Raw genomic sequence first — 19,843 nt, 5'->3', positions numbered from 1 at the left:
AGTCGCAGTCAAAGTTTACAGTCTGTTTACTGAATACTGTGACTGAAAACTATTTTACTGCATCTTTCATAAATGTTCCCCAAGTCAAATTCATCTTTCCGGATTTCTGTTTTTTTGCAGCAGCAATTGCCATTTTTGCAGCTTCCTCTACAACCCACTCAAAGTTTTCTGCACCTACCGAAGTTAATTCAGCATCTGGTGCTGGATTTCCAAAATCTATCGCATAGGGAATACCATCACGGACTGCAAATTCAACCGTATTAAAATCATAACCCAATCCTTTGCAAAGACGTAAAGTATAATCCTTAATAGTAGCTAATAATTTTTTATCCACAGGCGGCCCATCAAGTACATAACGCAAATGATGCGGATTTCTGGGTTCGTATTGCATAATCCTAACGGCTTTGCAACCCAAACAATAGACTCTGAAATACTCTGTAAAAACAATTTCTTCCTGTAGCATCATCACCAGTTGCCCCGTTTCCTTATGTTTCTCCCAAAATTCTTCGACATTTTCTAATCGATACACATTTTTCCAGCCACCTCCGGCATAGGGTTTCATATAAGCTGGAAAACCAATATAATGAAAAATTTCTTCCCAATCCATTGGGTATTTTAGGTTTCGGAATGATTTTCCAGTCGTATCCGTAGGATGTTCCGCCGATGGGAGAAGTACCGTATTAGGTAACGGAACTCCCAAAGTATCGGCCAATGAATTATTAAAAAATTTATCATCAGCACTCCACCAAAAAGGATTGTTGATCACATTCGTCCCTGTTAAAGCAGCATTTTTCAAATATGCACGATAGAAAGGGACATCTTGCGAAATGCGATCAATAATTACGGCATATTCTCCGTCTTGATTTTGAACTACTTTATCAATAACCACAGCTTCAGCTATGATTTCTTTTTCGTTTTTTGAATTGACACGATCTATGAAGGCTTGTGGAAATGTATCTTCCATTCCAAATAAAATTCCAATTTTTTTCATCTTGATATGTTTATAATTTTAAAAAAATTTTATTCTGGATAAATAATGTGGAAACATTTCGGTCCATACCGGCCAGTCGTGTTTTCGTTCCTGACGAATATCCAACCAATGATGAATGTTTCTATCGCTCAACACTTTACTTAGTTTTAAATTTGCATCAAAACAAATATCCCAATTAGACGTCCCAAGCACAATATCCATTTTCCATAATTCCGGATCATTAAGTCCATGTAAATAATCTTCCGGGCTGTTGTAAAACACATCATCGTCATGAAAACCATCCATAAAACTCTTGATATTAAAAGCGCCACTCATAGAAAACAAATGACTTACATAACCAGGATGTCTAAAAGCAAAATTTGCCGCATGATACCCGCCAAAACTGCAACCGGCAAGAGCCACTCTGCCTGAGGAGGTATTGTTCTTTATTTTTTCAACGATTTCGTGACAAATCATTTTATCGTACCTGACGTGGTTTTCTATACGATTTATAGGATATATATTTTTATTGTAAAAACTGTCTTTATCAATGCTATCAGGACAAAATATTTGGATCAAACCTTGTTCCAGATACCATTTTGCAGAATCAATCAATCCCATATCTTTATTTTCATGGTAACTCCCCATAGAAGTAGGAAATACAATTACAGGATATCCGGCATGTCCAAAAACCAACATTTCTATCGCTCTATTTAAATTAGGGGAATGCCATTTGAAATACTCTTCCTTCATGAAATTAGTTTTAACAATTATAATGAAAAAAATAACACAAAAATCAGATAAAATTATACTTAACCCATATTTATTATAAAAAAGATTAGGATTAATAAATTGGATCTAAATGGTAAAATTTGGATGAATAAAGAGCCGTTTTTTAAATTATAAACAACAAGGCAACGTGTTTTAAAAGCTCTATATTTTTAATTATAAGGTTTTTAGACCTAAAATAAGCCTTAGGATCTTTCCTATAATTACTATTTGATTAGAGAACCCTAAATTTCTAAAATAAGGAAGAAATAGCGCTAGTTGCTTTTATTAATTTCATACAGTGATACATGACTTTTTAATCGTTCTACAAGCATGCTCATCATTCTTTTATTGATATTGGAGGAGTTTTGTACATAAGCAGCATATTCATCGGCTGTAAATAAACCAATGATCATTCCTTTCAGAGAATTTCTAAACTTGATGTCTTTCTGGATTGCATTTTCCATGACGGATACTTTTTTATCAAGTGTATAACTGTAGAAATCAATTTTATTTTTGTTGACATAATTGAGGAAGGATGCTGCAAATAAGTCATTTTGCAACTTTAGAATGGGGCGTAACACCTCATTTTGAAATGATTCTTCTGTTGTGGATTGTGTGGTTACGGAACCTATTGTTTGTCCTCGGAATTCTTTTAAAAAAGTATCGCGTTCGTTCATGATTTTTTCTTTAAAAATAGAGAAAATAGCCGTAAGAAAAGTTTAATTTTACATTTATAAAGAAAAAATATGAAATTTCACACTAGAAAATGGGTAAAACCCGAAGATCTAAATCCTAACGGAACTTTATTTGGCGGTAAATTATTAGCTTGGATTGATGAAGAATTGGCTTTGTATACCATAATTCAATTAGAAAATACCAGAATCGTAACCAAATACATGTCGGAAATCAATTTTCGAAGTTCGGCCAGACAAGGTGATATTGTCGAAATTGGAATTGATGTTTTAAAATTTGGCACAACCTCACTCACGCTGAAATGCGAGGCACGAAATATGATGACACGCGAGACAATCATTACAATTGATCACACCACAATGGTTAACTTAGATGCGGATGGAAAACCTAAGGCACATGGAAAAACAGCAATTGAATATGTGAAAAACAGATTATTAATTTGATACGAAGTGCATTTATACTTTTTAAGTAAAAAAATTAAACCTGAGATTCACTTTCTGCAGTTGTTTCAAAAATTTCTAAATCAAAATATTTTATGGAAGCAATGATGTGATCAAATATATCCGACATGATGTATTCATAGTTTTCAAATCGCTTGTCATGTGAAAACGCATAAACCTCAAGCGGTACACCATGGGAAGTTGATTGTAACTGACGGCAAAGCATCAACATGTCTTTGTTTAATCCTGGATAATTGAACAGGTATTCCGTGATGTATTTTCGAAATAAACCTAAGTTTGTCAAATTTCGCCCATTAATAGCAATGGATTTGTCAATTTTATGTTTAGAATTATAGTCGTCTATTTCTAATTTTCGACTGTCAATATAATCCGATATTAGATGAATTTTTTTTAAATCATTTAATTCTGCTTCCTCTAAAAACCGAATGCTGCTTGTTTTTATCAGAATGTGTCTTTTGATGCGTCGGCCATCTGAATTCAGCATTCCGCGCCAGTTTTGAAACGAATCTGAACTCAAACTATAGGTTGGAATTGTGGTTGTGGTATTATCGAAATTTCGAACTTTTACCGTTGCCAGATTGATCTCGATGACATCTCCATCGGCACCAAATTTATCCATCGTAATCCAGTCGCCAATTCGAACCATATCGTTTATGGATACTTGAACACTAGATACAAAACCTAAAATGGTATCTCGGAATATTAATATGATTACCGCTGAAACGGCTCCTAAAATAGTTAAAAGCTCTTTTTTATCAATCTCAAATAATTTTGAAATGATTAATGTAATTCCAATTACCCACAACATAATCATGATTACCTGAATGAAACTGTCAATAGGTTTGTCGCTGTATCTTGGTTTTAGTTTTAAATAATCACGTAACGCATTGAAAATAGTTCGTATAATCCATAAAATCAGAATGATGATGTAGATTCCAACCAATTTCCCAAAAAAGCCTTCCCAATATTCAAATCGATCTAAAATTATTGGAACAGATTTGTAAATAAACAATAGTGGAATTAAATGTGCAATGTATTTAGCCGTTTTGTTAGTTACCAGCAAATCATCAAATTTGGTTTTGGTTTTTTGGGCAATAACGGCCATAATAGTAACTAAAACAAGTCTAAAAATTACGTAGATGACATACGCCAATACACACAAAACAATAATGTTCAGCACCAAGCTAAAATAAGAAGCCAGACTGTTCCCTAAGCCCCATTTCCTGAGTACTAGATATAGAAAAGTGAATATTTTTTCTATTAATTTATACATTTCGCAAGTATTTCTTTTCTATGTAAAAAGTCCCAAAAGGAGGAATTGACGCAATACAAATGATAAAATACTTTTTAAAATTCCACTTTTCACTAAACTTTAAAATTGTTGCCAAGATAATGTAAGCAGTAAATAATACGCCGTGAGCCATTCCAATGTGTTTGACATAAATAGGATCATTAAAAATGTATTTCATTGGCATAGCAAAGAAAAATAACAATAAGGCGGATATACCTTCTACTATTGCTGTAACCTTAAAAATCTTAAGCATTTATTTTTTTTTAAGTGATAATTGACAAAATTAAGGATTATCATTGATTTACCACGCATTGATTCCTAAAGTAAATTACTTTTGTAATCTTAAACTTTGATAATGAGCAAACGCGATTTAAAAAAATATGTAGCCGAATTGAATAAAGAACAACTCGAAGAGCAAATACTCGAATTGTACGAGAAATTCAGTTCTGTAAAAGTCTATTATGATTTTGTTTTTAATCCAAAAGAAGAAACGCTTTTGAAGGAATGCAAACTCAAAATTTCCAATGAATATTATCCTCTGAAAAAATCCGGAAGGCGTAGCAAACCTAAAACGAGGCGTTCCGTTGCCCAAAAATACATTAAGCACTTTACGCTTTTGGGAGTAGATCCTTTTGTAATTGCGGATGTAATGCTTTACAATATTGAAATAGCACAAACATTCTCATCAGAACAGGATATAAAGCAAGAATTATTTTTCAAAAGCATGTACAATTCCTTTCAGCAAGCCGTTGTTTTCTTGATTGCAAATGGAATACTTACTGATTTTAAACCCAGAATTAGTGCCATACACACTGAAACTATTTTGCAAAAATGGTACAATGAACCAGAATTTAATGCCATTTTAGAACGATTAGAATATTAAATCCTCACATAATTCAAATTTATTTAATCATTCCGTTTATTTTTAATAAAAATTGATACTTAAACTGTTTTTTAGGCGTATTTTTGCAAAAACCCAACAATAAGCAATGTCCCAAAACACTTTAGAAATAGAAATAGAAGACAAAAAAGAACTTTATGCGTACCAAAAAGGCGATATAGATGCCATCTTTGAGCGCATTGATAATGCACCGCCACAACACCATTTGTTATACCAATTGCCCACCGGTGGTGGAAAAACAGTGGTTTTTTCTGAAATTGTGCGCCGTTATTTATCGCAACATGATAAAAAAGTAGTTGTTTTGACCCACAGAATTGAGTTGTGCAAGCAAACCTCAAAAATGTTGAAAGGTTTTGATGTGAAAAACAAAATTATCAACAGTAAAGTAAAAGAACTTCCGGATCAAAACGATTATTCCTGTTTTGTAGCCATGGTGGAAACTTTAAAAAACCGAATCAACGATGAAAAACTGCATTTAGATAATGTAGGATTGGTAATCATTGATGAGGCACATTACAATTCCTTTCGTAAATTATTGAGCTCTTTCAAAAATGCTTTTATTTTAGGGGTAACCGCAACACCTTTAAGCTCAAATATCAAATTGCCAATGCATGAAAGCTACGATGAATTAATCGTAGGAGACACCATTAGTTCCTTGATTACAAATGGCTTTCTGGCCAAAGCAGTTACCTATAGCTATGATGTGGGTCTGACCTCCCTGAAAGTAGGGATCAATGGCGATTATACCGTAAAATCATCTGATGATTTGTACACCAATATGGCCATGCAGGAAAAGTTATTGCATGCCTACACGGAGAAATCATTAGGCAAGAAAACCTTGATTTTCAATAACGGAATCAACACCTCCTTATATGTATACGAAACGTTTAGAGAAGCCGGTTATGCCATTCGCCATTTAGACAACACCAGTAATAACGAGGAAAGAAAAGATATTTTACATTGGTTCAAGCATACACCTGATGCCATATTGACATCAGTGGGAATTCTTACTACCGGTTTTGATGAGCCTACCGTAGAGACCATAATCCTGAACAGAGCAACAAAATCGTTGACCTTATATTACCAAATGATCGGTCGTGGTTCCAGAAAATTACCTAACAAAGACATTTTCAATGTGATCGATTTAGGGAATAACGCCGCCCGATTTGGCCTGTGGAGTGAGCCGGTAAACTGGCAGCATATCTTTAAATCTCCGGAGTTTTACCTGGAAAACTTACGAGACGATACAGAAATAGAATTGTATTTTAAATACAGCATGCCACCGGAATTACGCGCTAAATTTACTAAAACAGAAGTAGTAACCTTTGATGTGGATGAAGAACACAAACTCATTATCAAACAAAATTTACGTTCCAAAGTAGTGCTAGAAAAATCCCTAGAGCAACATGCCGCCATGTGTGTGGATAATTCTGAAACCTTACAAGAAGCAAAAGCGCTGGGAAAAGAACTGGATGATGACATTGATTGTCGCATCAAGCGCTATTCAAAATGTTTGAGCCAGTGCAGTAAAAATTACCGCGAATGGCTAGTAGATGATTACAAATTGAAACTGGTATTATTGACCGGGAAAAAATACCGGGAAAAAATCATGAACGAACCGGATGAAGAGTAATATTTATTTTTCAAGGAGCTAATCCCGCTATTCGTTTCAATCTTTTATTTTTAAAGAAAAAATAAAAGGATTTTCACTGCTATCGGGGCTAAAATTACCGTTACAAAACAACTATTTTTTATAAAATATAAAATTCAAAAAAAATGCCAAAACAATTCTCTGATTTAGGAATTTCAGCACCAATAGTAAAAGCGATTACCGAATTGAAAATTGTTGTACCAACAGAAATTCAGCTAAAAACGATTCCGTTACTTTTGTCAAATACAACGGATATAGTTGGACTTGCTAAAACCGGTACCGGAAAAACAGCTGCTTTTGGATTGCCAATTTTACAATTAATAGATGTAAAATCACCTTTGATTCAAGCAGTAATTCTTGCGCCAACTCGGGAATTAGGCCAACAAATATTTAAAAATTTAGAGTCTTTTGCCACCTTTTTGCCTGAAGTTTCCATTGCAGCAACATGCGGAGGAATTCCAATCAAACCGCAAATAGAACGCCTTGCAACACCTACACATATTGTAGTGGCAACGCCCGGAAGATTAATTGATTTAATTCAGCGCAAAGCCATAAACTTAAAAGAAACCAGATTCCTCGTGCTCGATGAAGCCGATGAAATGGTGACTATATTAAAAGAAGGCTTAGATGAAATTATTGCTGAATTGCCAGCAGCGCATAAGACTTTTTTATTCTCGGCCACCATGCCCGGAAGCATAAAACAATTGATTCAAAACTATTTGAATAAAAACGTGGTACATGTCAGTGCCAATATGGAAACAGTAGGTAATCAAGGAATTGATCATCAATACATTGTGGTAAATCCTATTGAAAAACTGGACGTTTTGATGCATTTTCTGAATTCTAAAGAGGGTGAACGCGGTATCATTTTTTGTAAAACAAAAGCAGCAGTCAATAAATTAGCTAAAAACTTGGCTATCAATAGGTTTTCTTCTGGTGCATTACACGGAAGTTTATCGCAGGGAATTAGAGACCGAATCATGGAGCAATTCCGCGAAGGACATATCAATATATTAGTCGCAACAGATTTAGCAGCAAGAGGAATTGATGTAAAAGAAATTTCTTATGTAGTCAATTATCATTTGCCTGATGTGTATGAAGCATACGTACATCGTAGCGGTAGAACTGCAAGAGCAGGAGCAAAGGGACTTTCATTGACGGTATTGCAGCCGGAAGAAGTAGTTGAAATTGCTGAATTCGAAAAAGAATTGGGAATACAATTCAAAGAATTCAAAAAACCAACTCTTGCCAGTATTGAAGAAAATAATACGTTGTTATGGGCGAAGCAAATCTTCAAGACAAAACCCAATCATGACATCGCTACAGAATTAAAAGATAAAATAAAAACAGTTTTTCATCATTTGACGAAAGACGAACTAATAGAAAAGGTCCTGGCCAATCACTTGCTTCAAGCAAAAAATGAAGTCCTTTCAAAAACGGAGAAACCAATAAAAAAACAAAAAAGAATGAATTAATTCATTCTTTTTCATAAACTGTTAATGAGCTATTACAATTTCATCACCTGAAGTTGTAATGGTTTTTTTTATGTTTCGTTTTCCGATAATTAAAATAATCAATGCCAGTATTGTTGATGTTGTCATAATCAAAACCATTGGTAACATAGAGCTTTTTACAAAAACACCAACCGCAAAAGAGGCCAAAGCACCTAATCCCAATTGAATCGCACCCATCAAGGCAGACGCGCTTCCTGCATTTCTTGAAAAAGGAGCAAGAGTCAGTCCTGCTGTATTAGGATTAGAGATTCCTAAACACGCCAAGAATAAAAACAGCATGGCAATTGTTTCATACAAACCTAAAAGATCATTGATTGCTAATGTCAGAAATAAAACACTGATTACCGACTGTGTAATTAAGGCCCCAAAAATCATTTGTTCACTGGTAAATTTCCGTAATAAAAAAGAATTAAGCTGACTGGCGCTTATAAAACTCAAAGACATAAAGGCAAAAATCCAGCCATACGTTGTACCATCTACTTTGAAAATATCCATAAATAAAATAGGAGAGGCTGCTACATACGTGAATAAACCAGAAAAAGCGATTGCTCCTGTAAACGCATAGGTGTAAAATTGAGGCACTTTAACAATGCGTATAAAATTAGAAATAATTGGTTTTGGCTTTAATGAAATAGAAGTGTCCGGTTTGAAAGTATTAGGCAAAACAATTTGAGCCGCTACAAGAATTACAATTCCCATGCACATCAGTATAAAAAATACAGTATGCCAACCGTAATAAGTAGTAACATAACCGCCTACAGTGGGTGCCAGCATTGGTGAAAGCCCTACAACCAACATCAATAAAGAAAAGACTTTAGGTATCTCTTTTACAGGAAATAAATCCCGAACCATTGACACTGAGGCTACCGTAGCAGCACAGCTCCCAACAGCCTGAATGAATCTCAGCCCTATAAAAGTATCAATATCAGTGACAAATGCGCAGCCCAAAGAGGCTAATATGTAAACCAATAATCCAATAAAGAGCGGTTTTTTTCGGCCAAAACGATCTAATAACGGACCATAAAGTAATTGTCCAGCAGAAATTCCAATAAAATAACTGGATAATGTCATGGACACATTGGCAACAGAAGTATTCAAATCTTTAGCAATTCCGGCAAAACCAGGTAAATACATATCAATTGAAAATGGGCCAAGTGCGGTAAGAGAACCTAAAATGAGGATTAATTTAATGTATTTTTTTTTGTTCATTTCGGTATTATTCATTGAAGTCGCAATTTTTAATTTTTTGCAAAGGTAAATAATTAAGATGCGAATCAAACCACTTTGCACACTAATGTGATCTATGATAATGGACAAAGAGCTGCTAAATAAAATAAATTTAGCACTGTCATTGACCAGTAATGTGATAAAAGCAGAGTCAATACAATTTCTATAATTATACTTTAAAAACCAGCAATACTCCTGATAGAAATAATAGTCCTAAAATGATTCTTTTTATAAGCGCTTCATTAAGTTTTAAATAGACTTTTTTGCCCAAAAATAAAGCAAGAATAAGAAAAGGCACAACATAGAGGGAATTGTAAATTTGGTTCATAGTAATCACGCCACCTAAAACCAAAACAGGCATTCGCATCAGCGTAACCAGGCCTAAAGTACCAAACATGGTAGCCCTAAATGTCTTTATATCGTTAGTTTCATTCTGAACAATTATTACATATAAAGGACCTCCGGTAGAAAATAAACCAGAGAAGAAACCTCCTAGAAAACCCAAAAAGTGTTTCGTTTTTTTTAAAATCACTACTTTTTTTTTGACACGAAGACTATTTAATACAAATAGGATAATAAAAACACCCAACGCCTGCTTTAAGATCAGAGGTTTTCCATAAACTAGAACCACTATTCCGGTAAGCACTCCAAAAAAGGAAGAAAAAGCAATTTTTTTTAATAAGCTTTTGTCTATATGTTCCCATTCTTTATACACATAAATAGGAGAGGAGACCAAATAAAAAATAGAAAGATACGAAACTGCTTCAGATAAAGGCATGACTAACAACAAGAAAGGTAAAGCTATTAAAGCACCGCCGAAACCGATCATAGTTTGAATAAAAAATCCTGTGAAAATTCCAATTGTAAGTAGTAATAAAGTGTTATCCATGGTTCAAAAGTACTATTAGCACTATAAATATCTAAATTTAATCCATCAATAAACAAGTAATTTTCCGTTAAAAAGTTGTAATTTTAAGCATTTAAAACTTTTTTAATGGTTGATACTCTAGATTTAAAAATAATAAAGCAATTAGAAATAAACTCAAGAGCTTCCTATGTAGAAATTGGGAAACAAATTGGACTTTCACCTTCTTCCGTAAGAGAACGCATTCAAAAACTGGAGGATGCTGCTATTATACAGGGATATAAACTTCAGCTGAACAACCAAAAACTGGGATTTGGATTAGAGGTTTTTATTCTGTTCAAGTTATTTAGTGGAAAACTACAGCTGTTTTGTGATCAGCTGAAAGATTTTCCAGAGATAAATGAGGTTTTTAGAATTACTGGACCCCAAAACATTATTATGAACGTCGTTCTAGTTGATCAAATGCACCTACAACAATTTATTGATCGGCTTTTAGTTTATGGAGAGCCTACAACTCACTTGATTTTATCTGATTTAAATAAATAATATAGGATCGTCTGTTTCTTAAATCAAAAATTATTCCGTTACTATTAATAGTTTAGTTTTACGTTAGCTGCCAAAACCAAGGTAAAGCGTCGTAACACAAAGAAATACTTTAAAACCATTAAAATGGCCTATATTTAGATTAAAACAGCATAAATTATAACAAAATAATGTGATTTTAAGCTTTTGAGACGTATTTCTCTGAAATCGGAAATGGTGTCAGCCAATCGTAAAATTATTTATAGCAAAAGACTGTAAAAATGAATATCCTTCATGTTAAATAATTTAAGGAAGGATTGTAATCGTTTAATGTAACTAAACAGTGTAATTTTTTTGTCTAAATGTAGTGTGTCTTTTTTGCGCTATAATTTATAGTATGGAATATAATACGTCCAACAAGTTGTTAACAACTTTATCAACAAAAAACATAAACTGCAGTTTTCAGAAACGCAAAAAAAATAAAGAACATAAAAAAACCCCGTTTTATTGGGGTTCATTTATTTTACTTGTCTAATCCTTTATAAGGATTTTCATTATAAACCTCTTTACCATTTTTATACATTTCAATAAAATTTTTATTCTTTCCTTTTATCGAAAAATCAACTTTATAAACATCAGAACCAAGAACATAAAACGAACCTTTATTTATTAAATTTCCATTACCTAAGTTATACACAAATTGATAGTCCAATCTTTTATTATCAGACTGTAAAACAATCAAATAATCATCACAATCAATAGGTGAACGGTCATACTCGACATAACTCTCAGCCACTTCATTAGTTTCAGTATAAATGTTATTAACCATTTTAGGAATAGAGAAATCAGGATAATAACGATTTACCAATGCAAAAAAAGTAGATTGTTCTAAAGTTAAAGGTTCAAGAGTTGTGAAAAAAGTTTTCTTTTCTTGAGAATAAGAAAAACCAGTAAATAAAAGCAGCAACAATGTAATTTTCTTCATAATAATGATTTTTATAGGTTAAAGATTTATAAATACAAATTCAAAGATAGTGCCAAATTTAACATAACATTATAAATATTCCTACAGAGAATTAATAATATACCATAAAAAAAAACCTTTGTAACTTAATACAAAGGTTTATCTATTATAAATTTATCAAAATATTGTCTACCAAGATAAACACCCGTTTTCCGATTGTACACGTTTATGTAATGATAATCAAAACCTTCTTTCTCTAAAAGCTTATGAAGGTAATAAATAGACTTCATAAATTTATACTCTAAAGGATGCCTTGTTTTATCTTTATGAAAAACCCAACAAAGATAAGGTGTAGGTGTGTTATTTGCCATTATTGAAAATAATTTTTATATTAACTTATTTCACTCCCCCAACTATCTTATTAAACCTATAACCTTGAATTAAAGCACCAGCTAATGAAGAAACTTCTACATTATTAAATAAAATATATTGATTAATAGGCATATCAAACCAAGTCCCTAACACAGGCTCAGTAACCCGACAAACACCAAAAACTAACCTACCATAAAATAAAGTTTCACCTAAACTGCCACCATTGGGAAAAATAACACTAAAAGTATTGATAATAGGATCATTGTTTAAACCATCAATACAATAATCCTTTAAAAAAAGATACTCATTATTTTTAACATCTTGATTTTTATTTGGCAAAAAACCATCTTTTTGAAAACTCACGTATTTATTACTATAAGACATAACAACTACTTGCTCACTGTTCAAAAAAGAATTATCAGAAATTGAACCCAAATCAACAACGTTTGAATTAAGAAAAGATAACATATTAATATTATCAAAATTTTCAAATCCAATTCCATAACGTTGAATATTGTTCTGAAAAACAGCAAGTAAAAAAAAATCTTCATTAATTCCCGATACTTCAAAAGTAGTAATTTCCCCATCATCATAAAAAACAACTGATTTCGCTTTTACAATTCCGCTACGTGAAACGTACTGTACATAATTATTTAATTCTGGACTATTCATATTGTTTTATTTAAATAATGGAAGTTTTGTTTTGTACTCATTGTCTAATAATTCCTTTACATCATCGTTTAAATTGCGCCTAGTTAAAAAATAATAACACTTTGTTACTAAATCCCGACTTGATACATAATTAATTTTTTTTAATTCATTATATGCTTTTTCGTCATTTTCAGTCCATCCTTTTGGACTCCAAAAAGAAGAATCAAAAAAACCTACTTCTTTTGTTCTTACATTAGTTCCTAAATGAAAAGCTACATTTCGTGCAATATCTTGTAAATCAATTCTTGAAGTAATTGCATTCAAGCCTACTAGCTGAGTAATTGGATTTTCGTTTTGTGCCTGATATAGCTTTTCTTCTTCTTGTTGATTATTAACGGTTATACTTGTATTCGCATCTTTCAAATATCTTATCAAAAAAGGAACAACTAAAAACAAGCCCAGTATAACATACCAATAATCTTTTAATATTTGCAAAAAGCCCCCATTTTGAGAGCCGTTTTGCGTAGTTCTTTGCCTTTGCATAATTTTATTTTCGGGTTTTATTCCAAATAATTACTAGAGCTAAAAGACCCAAACCGATAAGAACAACTTTTTTATTATCCTCATAAAACTTTTTTAATTTATCTAACATGATTTTATTTTTTAATTTATTTAACGTTTTTTTCTCCCGTTTTTTATAGTGCTACGGTAAGCACTGTATAAAAAAAAAGAAATAAGGGAATAATTATAATATTATATTTCAACTTATTTTTTGAATTTATTACAACTCCATTAACTTCTTTTCTATTAATAATATCAATAGCGTCTAAAATATCTGAATCGACAATTAAAGAACCATCTTTACCATTTTCATGGGTTATAATAGCCCTCGAAATTTTAAGCAAAAACAAGAAATCAACTTCTTTTATTACAGAATCGGGATTAACACCAAGAGCAGAAGAAACAACACTAACATATTTATTCGTATCATTTTCAAAACTTGGAGCATACTCGGATATCAATTTTCTAACGGTATTTTTACCCTTTCCAATATCCCCAATTATATCAATTATCATTGCACGAATACCAAATTTAACCTCTTTAAATTGCTCAAATCTACCGTCTGTATTTTGCGACTTTAGTACTTTACCAGTCCAATTATCAGAAGTTATAACCAAATTACCCGGATTATTATTCCGAACACCCCTACTTAAATCTTTCCTACCTAAAAAACTACTCATCGTTTTTCAACGTTTTCAAAGTTTCCTTTGGTTTTTCACCATCAAAATCAATTTTTTCTAATTCCTGAGAAACTACCTCAATACCCTTAATGATAGCCATAACAACTGCGGAATATTTGACAATAAGCCCAATAATCCCAATAATACCTTTTAATTTATTCATTTTTTTCTTTTTTTAGTCTGCGTTTCTCAAAATGTTCTTTAAGCAAATCCAAACCCTCATGTAATATAAGGGGAAGAAATTTTAATAATAATTTTAACATCTTATTTATTTAAGAATGTACCTGAATAACCCCCATTTTTTGCTTTTGGATTGATAACCATTGCCATAGAATCAATAACAACCTTACCGCTTTTTTCTTCCATAGTTCCCCAATGAAATGAATTTGCGCCCGTTTTAGTGTTAGTCATTGTAACCGCTACACTACCAAACCATCCTTTATCTCCCAATTTACTTTTTGAAGTTGTAACGCATCTGATAGAAATTAATTCACCTTTAGAAAGTCTCCAACCACTGGTTAAATGTTGCTCTACCCCAGCATTAGGACCCGTTTTAGGAAAGTATTTTGTATGCTTTGCACCTGAATGTTTTACAATAGGTCTCTGAGGTGAATTATAATTCCCTCGAGAATTATTATTTCCCGAATAATTAGGACGATACGAGTCCGTATTTTGATTTTTATAATTTGACATTAGTTAAATAGATTTTTGATGTTTAATATAACATCAGTTATTTTTTTTAAGATTATAACAATCGAATCAATAATGAAGATTATCAAATAAATTCGACTGTTATTTTTTGGTTTTTCAGATTGCAATTATTAACGTCTTCTTGTATTTTTCTTTTTAGAAAAAACAAACTTCCAAAGAAGAAAGACGCTCAAAACCGATAAAAAACCAATAATCCAATTTTTGTATTTAAACCATTGCGACTGAATCCAAAGTTTAGACATAAAGGAATTTGCATCCTGAACAACAGGAATAGAAGCAACGGAATTTATAACATTAGTCCTATAGCTTGAATCTTGACTTTTTAAAATATCTTGTATTGGCTCAGGAATAGTATAACCAGAAGGAACTAATGTAGTATCAACTAATGATAAACCCTTTTTGGGGTCGCTTGTTGTAGCTACTCTTACAACATCCTCGCCAATTGCGGTAAAATTACCCGTAACACCTCTTACTAAATTTTTGAGGGAAACCACTCTTTTAAGTTTGCTCCCAATGCTTTTAAAGAATCCCATTTTATTCTACGTTTTTAACCGTTCTTACAACGAAATTAATAACCGCCCCTTGTGATTTGTTAATCTCTATCGAGTCAACACCTAATAACGGTAAACTCAAACGACTAGAAACGCCCTGAGAAACAGCCGTCCCATTGATTGCCTGAATGGGATCTATATCCCTAGATAAAGATTGCAGTTCAAACGGGAGATATTTAACAATTTGCCCATTAACGAATTTATAAGATAAATCACTAATTGAGGAATGAACCGTCATAATTGCCAAGTCAAAACCTAAAACATCAACTTTTTTACTGAATTCTTCACTAGCAACAGTTTTTTGTTCAAAATGGTATAATTGATTTGTTAAAGTTGGTTCTTCAATTCCGTACAAGTCATAAGTTTTAAGAGCGATTAAATCCTCTAAAACAATTTTAATACTTTCCTTTTCTGCTAAGAAAATACCACCATCAACAGCCAACTCACAAACAGCTATTGTCTCATAGATTGAATCTGATTGCGTAGCCTCTCCACCAAATGTACTGGCTAGTATAAAATCAACTAAAAGAACTTTATTAGCTAAAATCACATTAGAGCCGTTCCCCCTTTCAATATAAACACTTATTTTCTCAGTCGTTAATGCATCTAAGGCAAGACCATCAACAGCAATTATCAAAGAACCGATTGATTTTGTTATTGTAATCTCATCACTTTTTGTAACACCCGTAATACTTTTAATTTTCATTTTCTTTATTTTATATTAATATTCGTTTTATTCGAATACAAAGGTTTATGAAAAATGAAAAATGGATTAACGATTTTTAACGATTATTGACTAATTTTAATCATTATTAACGATTTTAAGGCAATATTCCGTATTTAATCAAGTCGGAAATCATTAAATAATTTCTTTTCAATTCCAAACTATCCAAAATGATTTGGTACTCTTTTCTTGCAGTATTATAACTAACTTCAAGCAGATACATTAATTGTGTTTTTGTTACTTTTTGACTAGTGTTTCGTGTATTCATACGTTATAAAAATAAAAATTGATGTTCAATAAAAAGGGAAGTATCAAAATAATTTATCAACTTTTCTTTTGACCTAAATTCGTGCAGATAAAAATGTAATTTGTTTTTAAACCAAAATAGGAGGGGTTTCTCAGTAGTCATATCCATATCCTCAAGCAATAAATTTAAAGCCACGATATAAGATATATCTTGATTATTACAGTAATATTCACGAAATAAAGATTTCGCTAAACGTTTTTTTATAGTAGTACTAGAAAGGACTATCTTTTTTAAGCGCTTAATTATCGGAATATTTTTTGAAATTTCAGATTGTAATTTTTCGAAATCAAAAAGAGGAACTAATTTTTCTTTATTAATTTGGCTTTTACCCGTATTTTCTCTTAATTCAAAGAAGCCTTTGGTAGCTATTTTTAGTAATTCGTATAAATTAGCTTTATCAAAGATACCCCAAGTAATAGACTGAGTAACATTATAATCTGCTTTTGAATGTTCATTTAATCCACGAAAAAAAGCAGAATTCAATTGATATTCAAAACGCCAAACATTATCGTTTTTTAAACCATTATTTTTATAGTATTCATTTATATACGGTTTTTCAGTTAGCTGAAGTGAAAGTGTTTTATTATAGCATCTTATAATTTTATCACTGGTTCTTTTACCCAATTGAAAGCCGTTAAGTATGGATTTGCCTTTAAAAGTCTCAAAATAAGATTGTAAATTTTTAGGTCTACCCGATATAAGATAATTACCATCAACGATATTATTATACAAATTTCGATACTGATAATTACTATCAGATTTATCAAGGCAAATATCAAGCCTATTAGTAGACTTCCACAAGTAATTCGTTTCATTACAGAATTGCATTAAGATATTTTTTAAAACTTCATTTGAAAGAGTATAAAAAAGGTTATTTTCTATCTGTAAATGCGCTAAATTTTCGCTAATAATACTAGAGCGAGGTTTACTCATAAATGTTCCAACTTTTAAATTTTGAAAATATAAATCAGAACGTATTTCAAAAATTGAAGTACCATAATCATAAGGCTTGAATCTGAATTCCGAAGCTTCGGGAAACTCCCCAAACAGATTACCATCGAGAGAAAGGATTAAATAATCAATATTTATAAGAGTAGTTTTTAAATTGTTAGTTTTTATTTTTGTTTTAATTTGGTGACGTTCTTTGTATGAAATCATCTTTTTTTAGTAGGTTTGGGTGAATTGGTTGCCGTTATACCCCACGGCAACAAGAAAAAAAATATAAGGACTTATTAAAACAGCTTATCAAACATTGAAAAATGAAGTTTTGATAAGTCATTAACTGTTAATCTATTTTTTGCAATAGATTCAATTATTTCTTTATCCATCATATGTAAATCAGTTTTTAAAGTTTCTGATTGAGTAAGAAAAATAAATTTTAACTTCTCATCAACTTGCTTAATCTCCCGAAGTATAAAGCCGTATTTATATTTAATTTGCTCAATATCAACAGTTTCAACAGGATATTTAGTATATTCTTTCAAATCAAGCGTTACACTAGCAATTTGAAAAAGTAAATTTTCTCTTTTTTGGGTTAATTCGTTAATTGTACACATAATTAAGCAGTTAAAAGGTTGTGTTTTAATAATTTAAGAAGTAGCGCTTTATCCGAAGCTTCAAACGGATTACAATAAAAAATAAATTCGTGAATTAACCGATTTTGACAAACCAAAAAACAATCCTTTTTTATCTCGATTGTAACACCTAATTTCGCACCACGTACACGAACGTGTAACATTCGAAAATTTGAATGTTCAGTTTTACAAAAAGGTCTTATTTTTTTTAGGAATGTTTTAGGTTTAAATGGTGTATCACGCATTTTTAAAACCAAGTCCAAAAGAAGGACATAATTTTCGAGAGAATCTCTTTTGATAGACATAATTTATTTGTTAGTAAGTAATACCACAAATGAACTATAATTTATATTATGTAAAATAGATTTTTTAATTATAATATAAACATAGTGTGCTTTAGAGATAAAAAAAACATCACCCAATCAAAGCCCTCTTTACCCTCTTTCTTTATTTTTATCTTTTTACAAAACAAAACGATATGTATAAAATCTTGGGCCAACTCAACAAAATCATTTTACAGAGTTTCACCAAACAGGGATTGGATTTGGCTAAAGCCAAGAAATTGCAAATCGCGATTATTGCTTTAAGTATTACGTAATCACACGAACCTTAAATTAGTATGTAATTGCTACAAAAATTTCATTTCCTTTGATTTTTGTCCTTCCATTCAAGAAAGCTAATTCCATCAGGAAATTGCATTGCACGATTTCACCACCTAATTGTTCCACCAATTCACAAACTGCTCTTGCGGTTCCTCCGGTTGCCAATACATCATCGTGAATCAGAATTCGGTCTCCTTTTTGAATTGCATCAATATGGATTTCTAAAGTATCGGTTCCATATTCTAAATCATACGTTGCTGAAATAGTTTCGTAAGGCAACTTGTTCGGCTTACGAACCGGAATAAAACCAACATTTAATTCTTGTGCAATCAACATTCCAAAGAAAAATCCACGACTTTCTACTCCTATTACCTTGTCAATTTTTTTATCTTTCAAGGATTCAACCAGTATTTCAAGACATTTATTCCTTGCTTCGGGATTAATTAGTAACGGAGTGATGTCTTTAAACAAAATTCCTTCTTTAGGAAATCCCTGAATATCACGTATATACTTTTTTAATGGCATATTTTTTTGTTTTTTTACAATTTTAGACTTGCAAATTACACATTTATACTTATATTTGCACCCGCTAAGACGCCTTAATTAAGACATCAATAGCAAAAAAAGGCCTTGTGGCGCAACTGAATAGCGCACTTGATTACGGCTCAAGAGGTTACTGGTTTGAATCCAGTCAAGGTCACGAAATATGAAAGTAGTCAACTTTCGAAGATACTAAAACCCCTGTAAATAGGGGTTTTTTCTTTTTTATCCCTACAATCTTTTATCATCTTTTATCATTTTTGTTACCCCCATTCTTACCCCTTTTGTAAATATATCTTTTAATGTTTAAAAACGGGAAAATTTTACGTGAAATCTTTATTCCATAAAATAGGGTCTGTTTTACTAAAAATCTTATATACTTTAAAACAGCTCGTTTTTACTTGAAATCTATATTCCCTGAAATAAGGTCTGTTTTACTAAAAATCCAATGTACTTTAAAACAGGTCAATTTTACTTAAAATCTTTATTTCGTAAAATAAGGTCTGTTTTACTAATAATCTGATTTACTTTAAAACAGGTAGTTTTTACTTAAAATCTTTATTCCATAAAATAAGGTCTGTTTTACTAATAATCTGATTTATTTATAAAAAGAGGAAAATCTAACATGAAATCTAAATTCTTCTAAAAAGAGGGTACATTTTACTAACACTTGTTTTTATTTCCCCAAAAAAAAAGAATATTTTACTGTAAATCGTTTTTTTGTAATTCGTTGGAAGCTA

Annotated in this window: 25 protein-coding genes and 1 tRNA gene; 7 read left to right on the top strand and 19 right to left on the bottom strand. The window is 31.7% G+C overall.

The annotated features are described in order from the left end of the window. Nucleotides 1–49: 49 nt before the first annotated feature. The 3 genes from EKL95_RS05965 to EKL95_RS05955 all read right to left on the bottom strand — a co-directional run bounded on the left by EKL95_RS05965 (nucleotide 50) and on the right by EKL95_RS05955 (nucleotide 2,418). On the bottom strand, nucleotides 50–991 hold the full coding sequence (locus EKL95_RS05965) for a RimK family alpha-L-glutamate ligase (RefSeq protein WP_126459646.1): 942 nt from the start codon (nucleotides 989–991) through the stop codon (nucleotides 50–52). 18 nt (nucleotides 992–1,009) lie between these two features. Then, nucleotides 1,010–1,723, bottom strand: a complete 714-nt coding sequence (locus EKL95_RS05960; protein ID WP_126553267.1) for an esterase family protein — start codon at nucleotides 1,721–1,723, stop codon at nucleotides 1,010–1,012. Between the two features lie 290 nt (nucleotides 1,724–2,013). Continuing rightward, nucleotides 2,014–2,418, bottom strand: coding sequence for a glyoxalase (locus EKL95_RS05955; RefSeq protein ID WP_126553269.1), 405 nt, complete (start codon nucleotides 2,416–2,418; stop codon nucleotides 2,014–2,016). A gap of 69 nt (nucleotides 2,419–2,487) precedes the next feature. Here EKL95_RS05955 and EKL95_RS05950 point away from each other — a divergent pair, with 69 nt between their 5' ends. Beyond that, nucleotides 2,488–2,877: an acyl-CoA thioesterase gene (locus EKL95_RS05950; RefSeq protein WP_126451631.1), complete on the top strand. Its 390-nt coding sequence runs from the start codon at nucleotides 2,488–2,490 to the stop codon at nucleotides 2,875–2,877. Nucleotides 2,878–2,911: 34 nt separating this feature from the next. Here the strand turns inward: EKL95_RS05950 and EKL95_RS05945 are convergent, their stop codons facing one another. Both EKL95_RS05945 and EKL95_RS05940 read right to left on the bottom strand, forming a co-directional pair. After that, nucleotides 2,912–4,168: a mechanosensitive ion channel family protein gene (locus EKL95_RS05945; RefSeq protein WP_126553271.1), complete on the bottom strand. Its 1,257-nt coding sequence runs from the start codon at nucleotides 4,166–4,168 to the stop codon at nucleotides 2,912–2,914. Further along, entirely contained in the window at nucleotides 4,161–4,439 is a 279-nt protein-coding gene (locus EKL95_RS05940) for a DUF3817 domain-containing protein (RefSeq protein ID WP_126459634.1), read from the bottom strand. The genes EKL95_RS05945 and EKL95_RS05940 overlap by 8 nt, the downstream gene beginning before the upstream one ends. Nucleotides 4,440–4,541: 102 nt before the next feature. Here EKL95_RS05940 and EKL95_RS05935 point away from each other — a divergent pair, with 102 nt between their 5' ends. The 3 genes from EKL95_RS05935 (at nucleotide 4,542) to EKL95_RS05925 (ending at nucleotide 8,213) form a co-directional block, all read left to right on the top strand. Further along, on the top strand, nucleotides 4,542–5,069 hold the full coding sequence (locus EKL95_RS05935) for a DUF6155 family protein (RefSeq protein WP_126553273.1): 528 nt from the start codon (nucleotides 4,542–4,544) through the stop codon (nucleotides 5,067–5,069). A 106-nt stretch (nucleotides 5,070–5,175) separates the two neighbouring features. Beyond that, on the top strand, nucleotides 5,176–6,720 hold the full coding sequence (locus tag EKL95_RS05930; RefSeq protein ID WP_126553275.1) for a DEAD/DEAH box helicase: 1,545 nt from the start codon (nucleotides 5,176–5,178) through the stop codon (nucleotides 6,718–6,720). Between the two features lie 143 nt (nucleotides 6,721–6,863). After that, entirely contained in the window at nucleotides 6,864–8,213 is a 1,350-nt protein-coding gene (locus tag EKL95_RS05925; protein ID WP_126553277.1) for a DEAD/DEAH box helicase, read from the top strand. Nucleotides 8,214–8,234: 21 nt separating this feature from the next. On the opposite strand, the gene EKL95_RS05920 is transcribed toward EKL95_RS05925, so the two are convergent. Together EKL95_RS05920 and EKL95_RS05915 are read right to left on the bottom strand one after the other, a co-directional pair. Further along, on the bottom strand, nucleotides 8,235–9,461 hold the full coding sequence (locus tag EKL95_RS05920; protein WP_126553517.1) for a multidrug effflux MFS transporter: 1,227 nt from the start codon (nucleotides 9,459–9,461) through the stop codon (nucleotides 8,235–8,237). 187 nt (nucleotides 9,462–9,648) lie between these two features. Then, nucleotides 9,649–10,368: a sulfite exporter TauE/SafE family protein gene (locus EKL95_RS05915; protein ID WP_199736783.1), complete on the bottom strand. Its 720-nt coding sequence runs from the start codon at nucleotides 10,366–10,368 to the stop codon at nucleotides 9,649–9,651. Nucleotides 10,369–10,473: 105 nt separating this feature from the next. Here EKL95_RS05915 and EKL95_RS05910 point away from each other — a divergent pair, with 105 nt between their 5' ends. After that, on the top strand, nucleotides 10,474–10,890 hold the full coding sequence (locus EKL95_RS05910) for an Lrp/AsnC family transcriptional regulator (protein WP_126563760.1): 417 nt from the start codon (nucleotides 10,474–10,476) through the stop codon (nucleotides 10,888–10,890). 499 nt (nucleotides 10,891–11,389) lie between these two features. Here EKL95_RS05910 and EKL95_RS05905 read toward each other — a convergent pair whose 3' ends face one another. The 11 genes from EKL95_RS05905 to EKL95_RS05865 form a co-directional block, all read right to left on the bottom strand. Then, a complete protein-coding gene (locus EKL95_RS05905; protein ID WP_126563759.1) occupies nucleotides 11,390–11,851 on the bottom strand; it encodes a hypothetical protein in 462 nt (153 codons plus the stop codon). A 375-nt stretch (nucleotides 11,852–12,226) separates the two neighbouring features. After that, nucleotides 12,227–12,874 carry a hypothetical protein gene (locus EKL95_RS05900; protein WP_126563758.1) on the bottom strand — a complete coding sequence of 216 codons (648 nt, stop codon included), beginning with the start codon at nucleotides 12,872–12,874 and terminating at the stop codon, nucleotides 12,227–12,229. 6 nt (nucleotides 12,875–12,880) lie between these two features. After that, entirely contained in the window at nucleotides 12,881–13,348 is a 468-nt protein-coding gene (locus EKL95_RS05895) for a hypothetical protein (protein ID WP_126563757.1), read from the bottom strand. A 200-nt stretch (nucleotides 13,349–13,548) separates the two neighbouring features. Beyond that, a complete protein-coding gene (locus EKL95_RS05890) occupies nucleotides 13,549–14,094 on the bottom strand; it encodes a hypothetical protein (protein ID WP_126563756.1) in 546 nt (181 codons plus the stop codon). After that, entirely contained in the window at nucleotides 14,087–14,257 is a 171-nt protein-coding gene (locus EKL95_RS14900) for a hypothetical protein (RefSeq protein ID WP_158614845.1), read from the bottom strand. The genes EKL95_RS05890 and EKL95_RS14900 overlap by 8 nt, the downstream gene beginning before the upstream one ends. A gap of 101 nt (nucleotides 14,258–14,358) precedes the next feature. After that, nucleotides 14,359–14,787, bottom strand: coding sequence for a hypothetical protein (locus EKL95_RS05885; RefSeq protein ID WP_126563755.1), 429 nt, complete (start codon nucleotides 14,785–14,787; stop codon nucleotides 14,359–14,361). Nucleotides 14,788–14,915: 128 nt separating this feature from the next. Then, entirely contained in the window at nucleotides 14,916–15,338 is a 423-nt protein-coding gene (locus EKL95_RS05880) for a hypothetical protein (RefSeq protein WP_126563754.1), read from the bottom strand. Nucleotide 15,339: 1 nt separating this feature from the next. Then, on the bottom strand, nucleotides 15,340–16,062 hold the full coding sequence (locus tag EKL95_RS05875) for a hypothetical protein (protein ID WP_126563753.1): 723 nt from the start codon (nucleotides 16,060–16,062) through the stop codon (nucleotides 15,340–15,342). A 115-nt stretch (nucleotides 16,063–16,177) separates the two neighbouring features. Beyond that, a complete protein-coding gene (locus EKL95_RS14895; protein WP_158614844.1) occupies nucleotides 16,178–16,348 on the bottom strand; it encodes a hypothetical protein in 171 nt (56 codons plus the stop codon). A gap of 3 nt (nucleotides 16,349–16,351) precedes the next feature. Continuing rightward, nucleotides 16,352–17,545 (bottom strand): hypothetical protein, encoded by a 1,194-nt coding sequence (locus EKL95_RS05870; RefSeq protein ID WP_126563752.1) that lies wholly within the window; start codon nucleotides 17,543–17,545, stop codon nucleotides 16,352–16,354. Between the two features lie 74 nt (nucleotides 17,546–17,619). Further along, nucleotides 17,620–17,943 carry a hypothetical protein gene (locus tag EKL95_RS05865; RefSeq protein WP_126563751.1) on the bottom strand — a complete coding sequence of 108 codons (324 nt, stop codon included), beginning with the start codon at nucleotides 17,941–17,943 and terminating at the stop codon, nucleotides 17,620–17,622. Nucleotides 17,944–18,439: 496 nt separating this feature from the next. Between EKL95_RS05865 and EKL95_RS05860 the strand changes: the two genes are divergently transcribed. Then, nucleotides 18,440–18,559, top strand: a complete 120-nt coding sequence (locus EKL95_RS05860) for an SsrA-binding protein (protein ID WP_197037188.1) — start codon at nucleotides 18,440–18,442, stop codon at nucleotides 18,557–18,559. Between the two features lie 16 nt (nucleotides 18,560–18,575). Here the strand turns inward: EKL95_RS05860 and EKL95_RS05855 are convergent, their stop codons facing one another. Continuing rightward, complete coding sequence (locus tag EKL95_RS05855; RefSeq protein ID WP_126561571.1) at nucleotides 18,576–19,088, bottom strand: adenine phosphoribosyltransferase; 513 nt, start codon at nucleotides 19,086–19,088, stop codon at nucleotides 18,576–18,578. 101 nt (nucleotides 19,089–19,189) lie between these two features. Between EKL95_RS05855 and EKL95_RS05850 the strand changes: the two genes are divergently transcribed. Then, nucleotides 19,190–19,263: transfer RNA gene (locus EKL95_RS05850), tRNA-Arg, on the top strand. Nucleotides 19,264–19,843: the final 580 nt, after the last annotated feature.

Source organism: Flavobacterium sp. LB2P53, assembly GCF_003970305.1.
GTDB lineage: Bacteria > Bacteroidota > Bacteroidia > Flavobacteriales > Flavobacteriaceae > Flavobacterium.
The sequence above is the reverse complement of the archived record's forward strand: the minus strand, read 5'-3'. Positions and strand labels throughout refer to the sequence as shown.

Coding starts and splice junctions, on each gene's coding strand:
- EKL95_RS05925 (WP_126553277.1), top strand. CDS start 6,864: ATGCCAAAACAATTCTCTGATTTAGGAATTTCAGCACCAATAGTAAAA.
- EKL95_RS14900 (WP_158614845.1), bottom strand. CDS start 14,257: ATGAATAAATTAAAAGGTATTATTGGGATTATTGGGCTTATTGTCAAA.
- EKL95_RS05910 (WP_126563760.1), top strand. CDS start 10,474: ATGGTTGATACTCTAGATTTAAAAATAATAAAGCAATTAGAAATAAAC.
- EKL95_RS05955 (WP_126553269.1), bottom strand. CDS start 2,418: ATGAACGAACGCGATACTTTTTTAAAAGAATTCCGAGGACAAACAATA.
- EKL95_RS05935 (WP_126553273.1), top strand. CDS start 4,542: ATGAGCAAACGCGATTTAAAAAAATATGTAGCCGAATTGAATAAAGAA.
- EKL95_RS14895 (WP_158614844.1), bottom strand. CDS start 16,348: ATGAATACACGAAACACTAGTCAAAAAGTAACAAAAACACAATTAATG.
- EKL95_RS05950 (WP_126451631.1), top strand. CDS start 2,488: ATGAAATTTCACACTAGAAAATGGGTAAAACCCGAAGATCTAAATCCT.
- EKL95_RS05940 (WP_126459634.1), bottom strand. CDS start 4,439: ATGCTTAAGATTTTTAAGGTTACAGCAATAGTAGAAGGTATATCCGCC.
- EKL95_RS05855 (WP_126561571.1), bottom strand. CDS start 19,088: ATGCCATTAAAAAAGTATATACGTGATATTCAGGGATTTCCTAAAGAA.
- EKL95_RS05905 (WP_126563759.1), bottom strand. CDS start 11,851: ATGAAGAAAATTACATTGTTGCTGCTTTTATTTACTGGTTTTTCTTAT.
- EKL95_RS05900 (WP_126563758.1), bottom strand. CDS start 12,874: ATGAATAGTCCAGAATTAAATAATTATGTACAGTACGTTTCACGTAGC.
- EKL95_RS05885 (WP_126563755.1), bottom strand. CDS start 14,787: ATGTCAAATTATAAAAATCAAAATACGGACTCGTATCGTCCTAATTAT.
- EKL95_RS05880 (WP_126563754.1), bottom strand. CDS start 15,338: ATGGGATTCTTTAAAAGCATTGGGAGCAAACTTAAAAGAGTGGTTTCC.
- EKL95_RS05870 (WP_126563752.1), bottom strand. CDS start 17,545: ATGATTTCATACAAAGAACGTCACCAAATTAAAACAAAAATAAAAACT.
- EKL95_RS05920 (WP_126553517.1), bottom strand. CDS start 9,461: ATGAACAAAAAAAAATACATTAAATTAATCCTCATTTTAGGTTCTCTT.
- EKL95_RS05865 (WP_126563751.1), bottom strand. CDS start 17,943: ATGTGTACAATTAACGAATTAACCCAAAAAAGAGAAAATTTACTTTTT.
- EKL95_RS05915 (WP_199736783.1), bottom strand. CDS start 10,368: ATGGATAACACTTTATTACTACTTACAATTGGAATTTTCACAGGATTT.
- EKL95_RS05890 (WP_126563756.1), bottom strand. CDS start 14,094: ATGAGTAGTTTTTTAGGTAGGAAAGATTTAAGTAGGGGTGTTCGGAAT.
- EKL95_RS05930 (WP_126553275.1), top strand. CDS start 5,176: ATGTCCCAAAACACTTTAGAAATAGAAATAGAAGACAAAAAAGAACTT.
- EKL95_RS05875 (WP_126563753.1), bottom strand. CDS start 16,062: ATGAAAATTAAAAGTATTACGGGTGTTACAAAAAGTGATGAGATTACA.
- EKL95_RS05960 (WP_126553267.1), bottom strand. CDS start 1,723: ATGAAGGAAGAGTATTTCAAATGGCATTCCCCTAATTTAAATAGAGCG.
- EKL95_RS05945 (WP_126553271.1), bottom strand. CDS start 4,168: ATGTATAAATTAATAGAAAAAATATTCACTTTTCTATATCTAGTACTC.
- EKL95_RS05965 (WP_126459646.1), bottom strand. CDS start 991: ATGAAAAAAATTGGAATTTTATTTGGAATGGAAGATACATTTCCACAA.
- EKL95_RS05860 (WP_197037188.1), top strand. CDS start 18,440: ATGTATAAAATCTTGGGCCAACTCAACAAAATCATTTTACAGAGTTTC.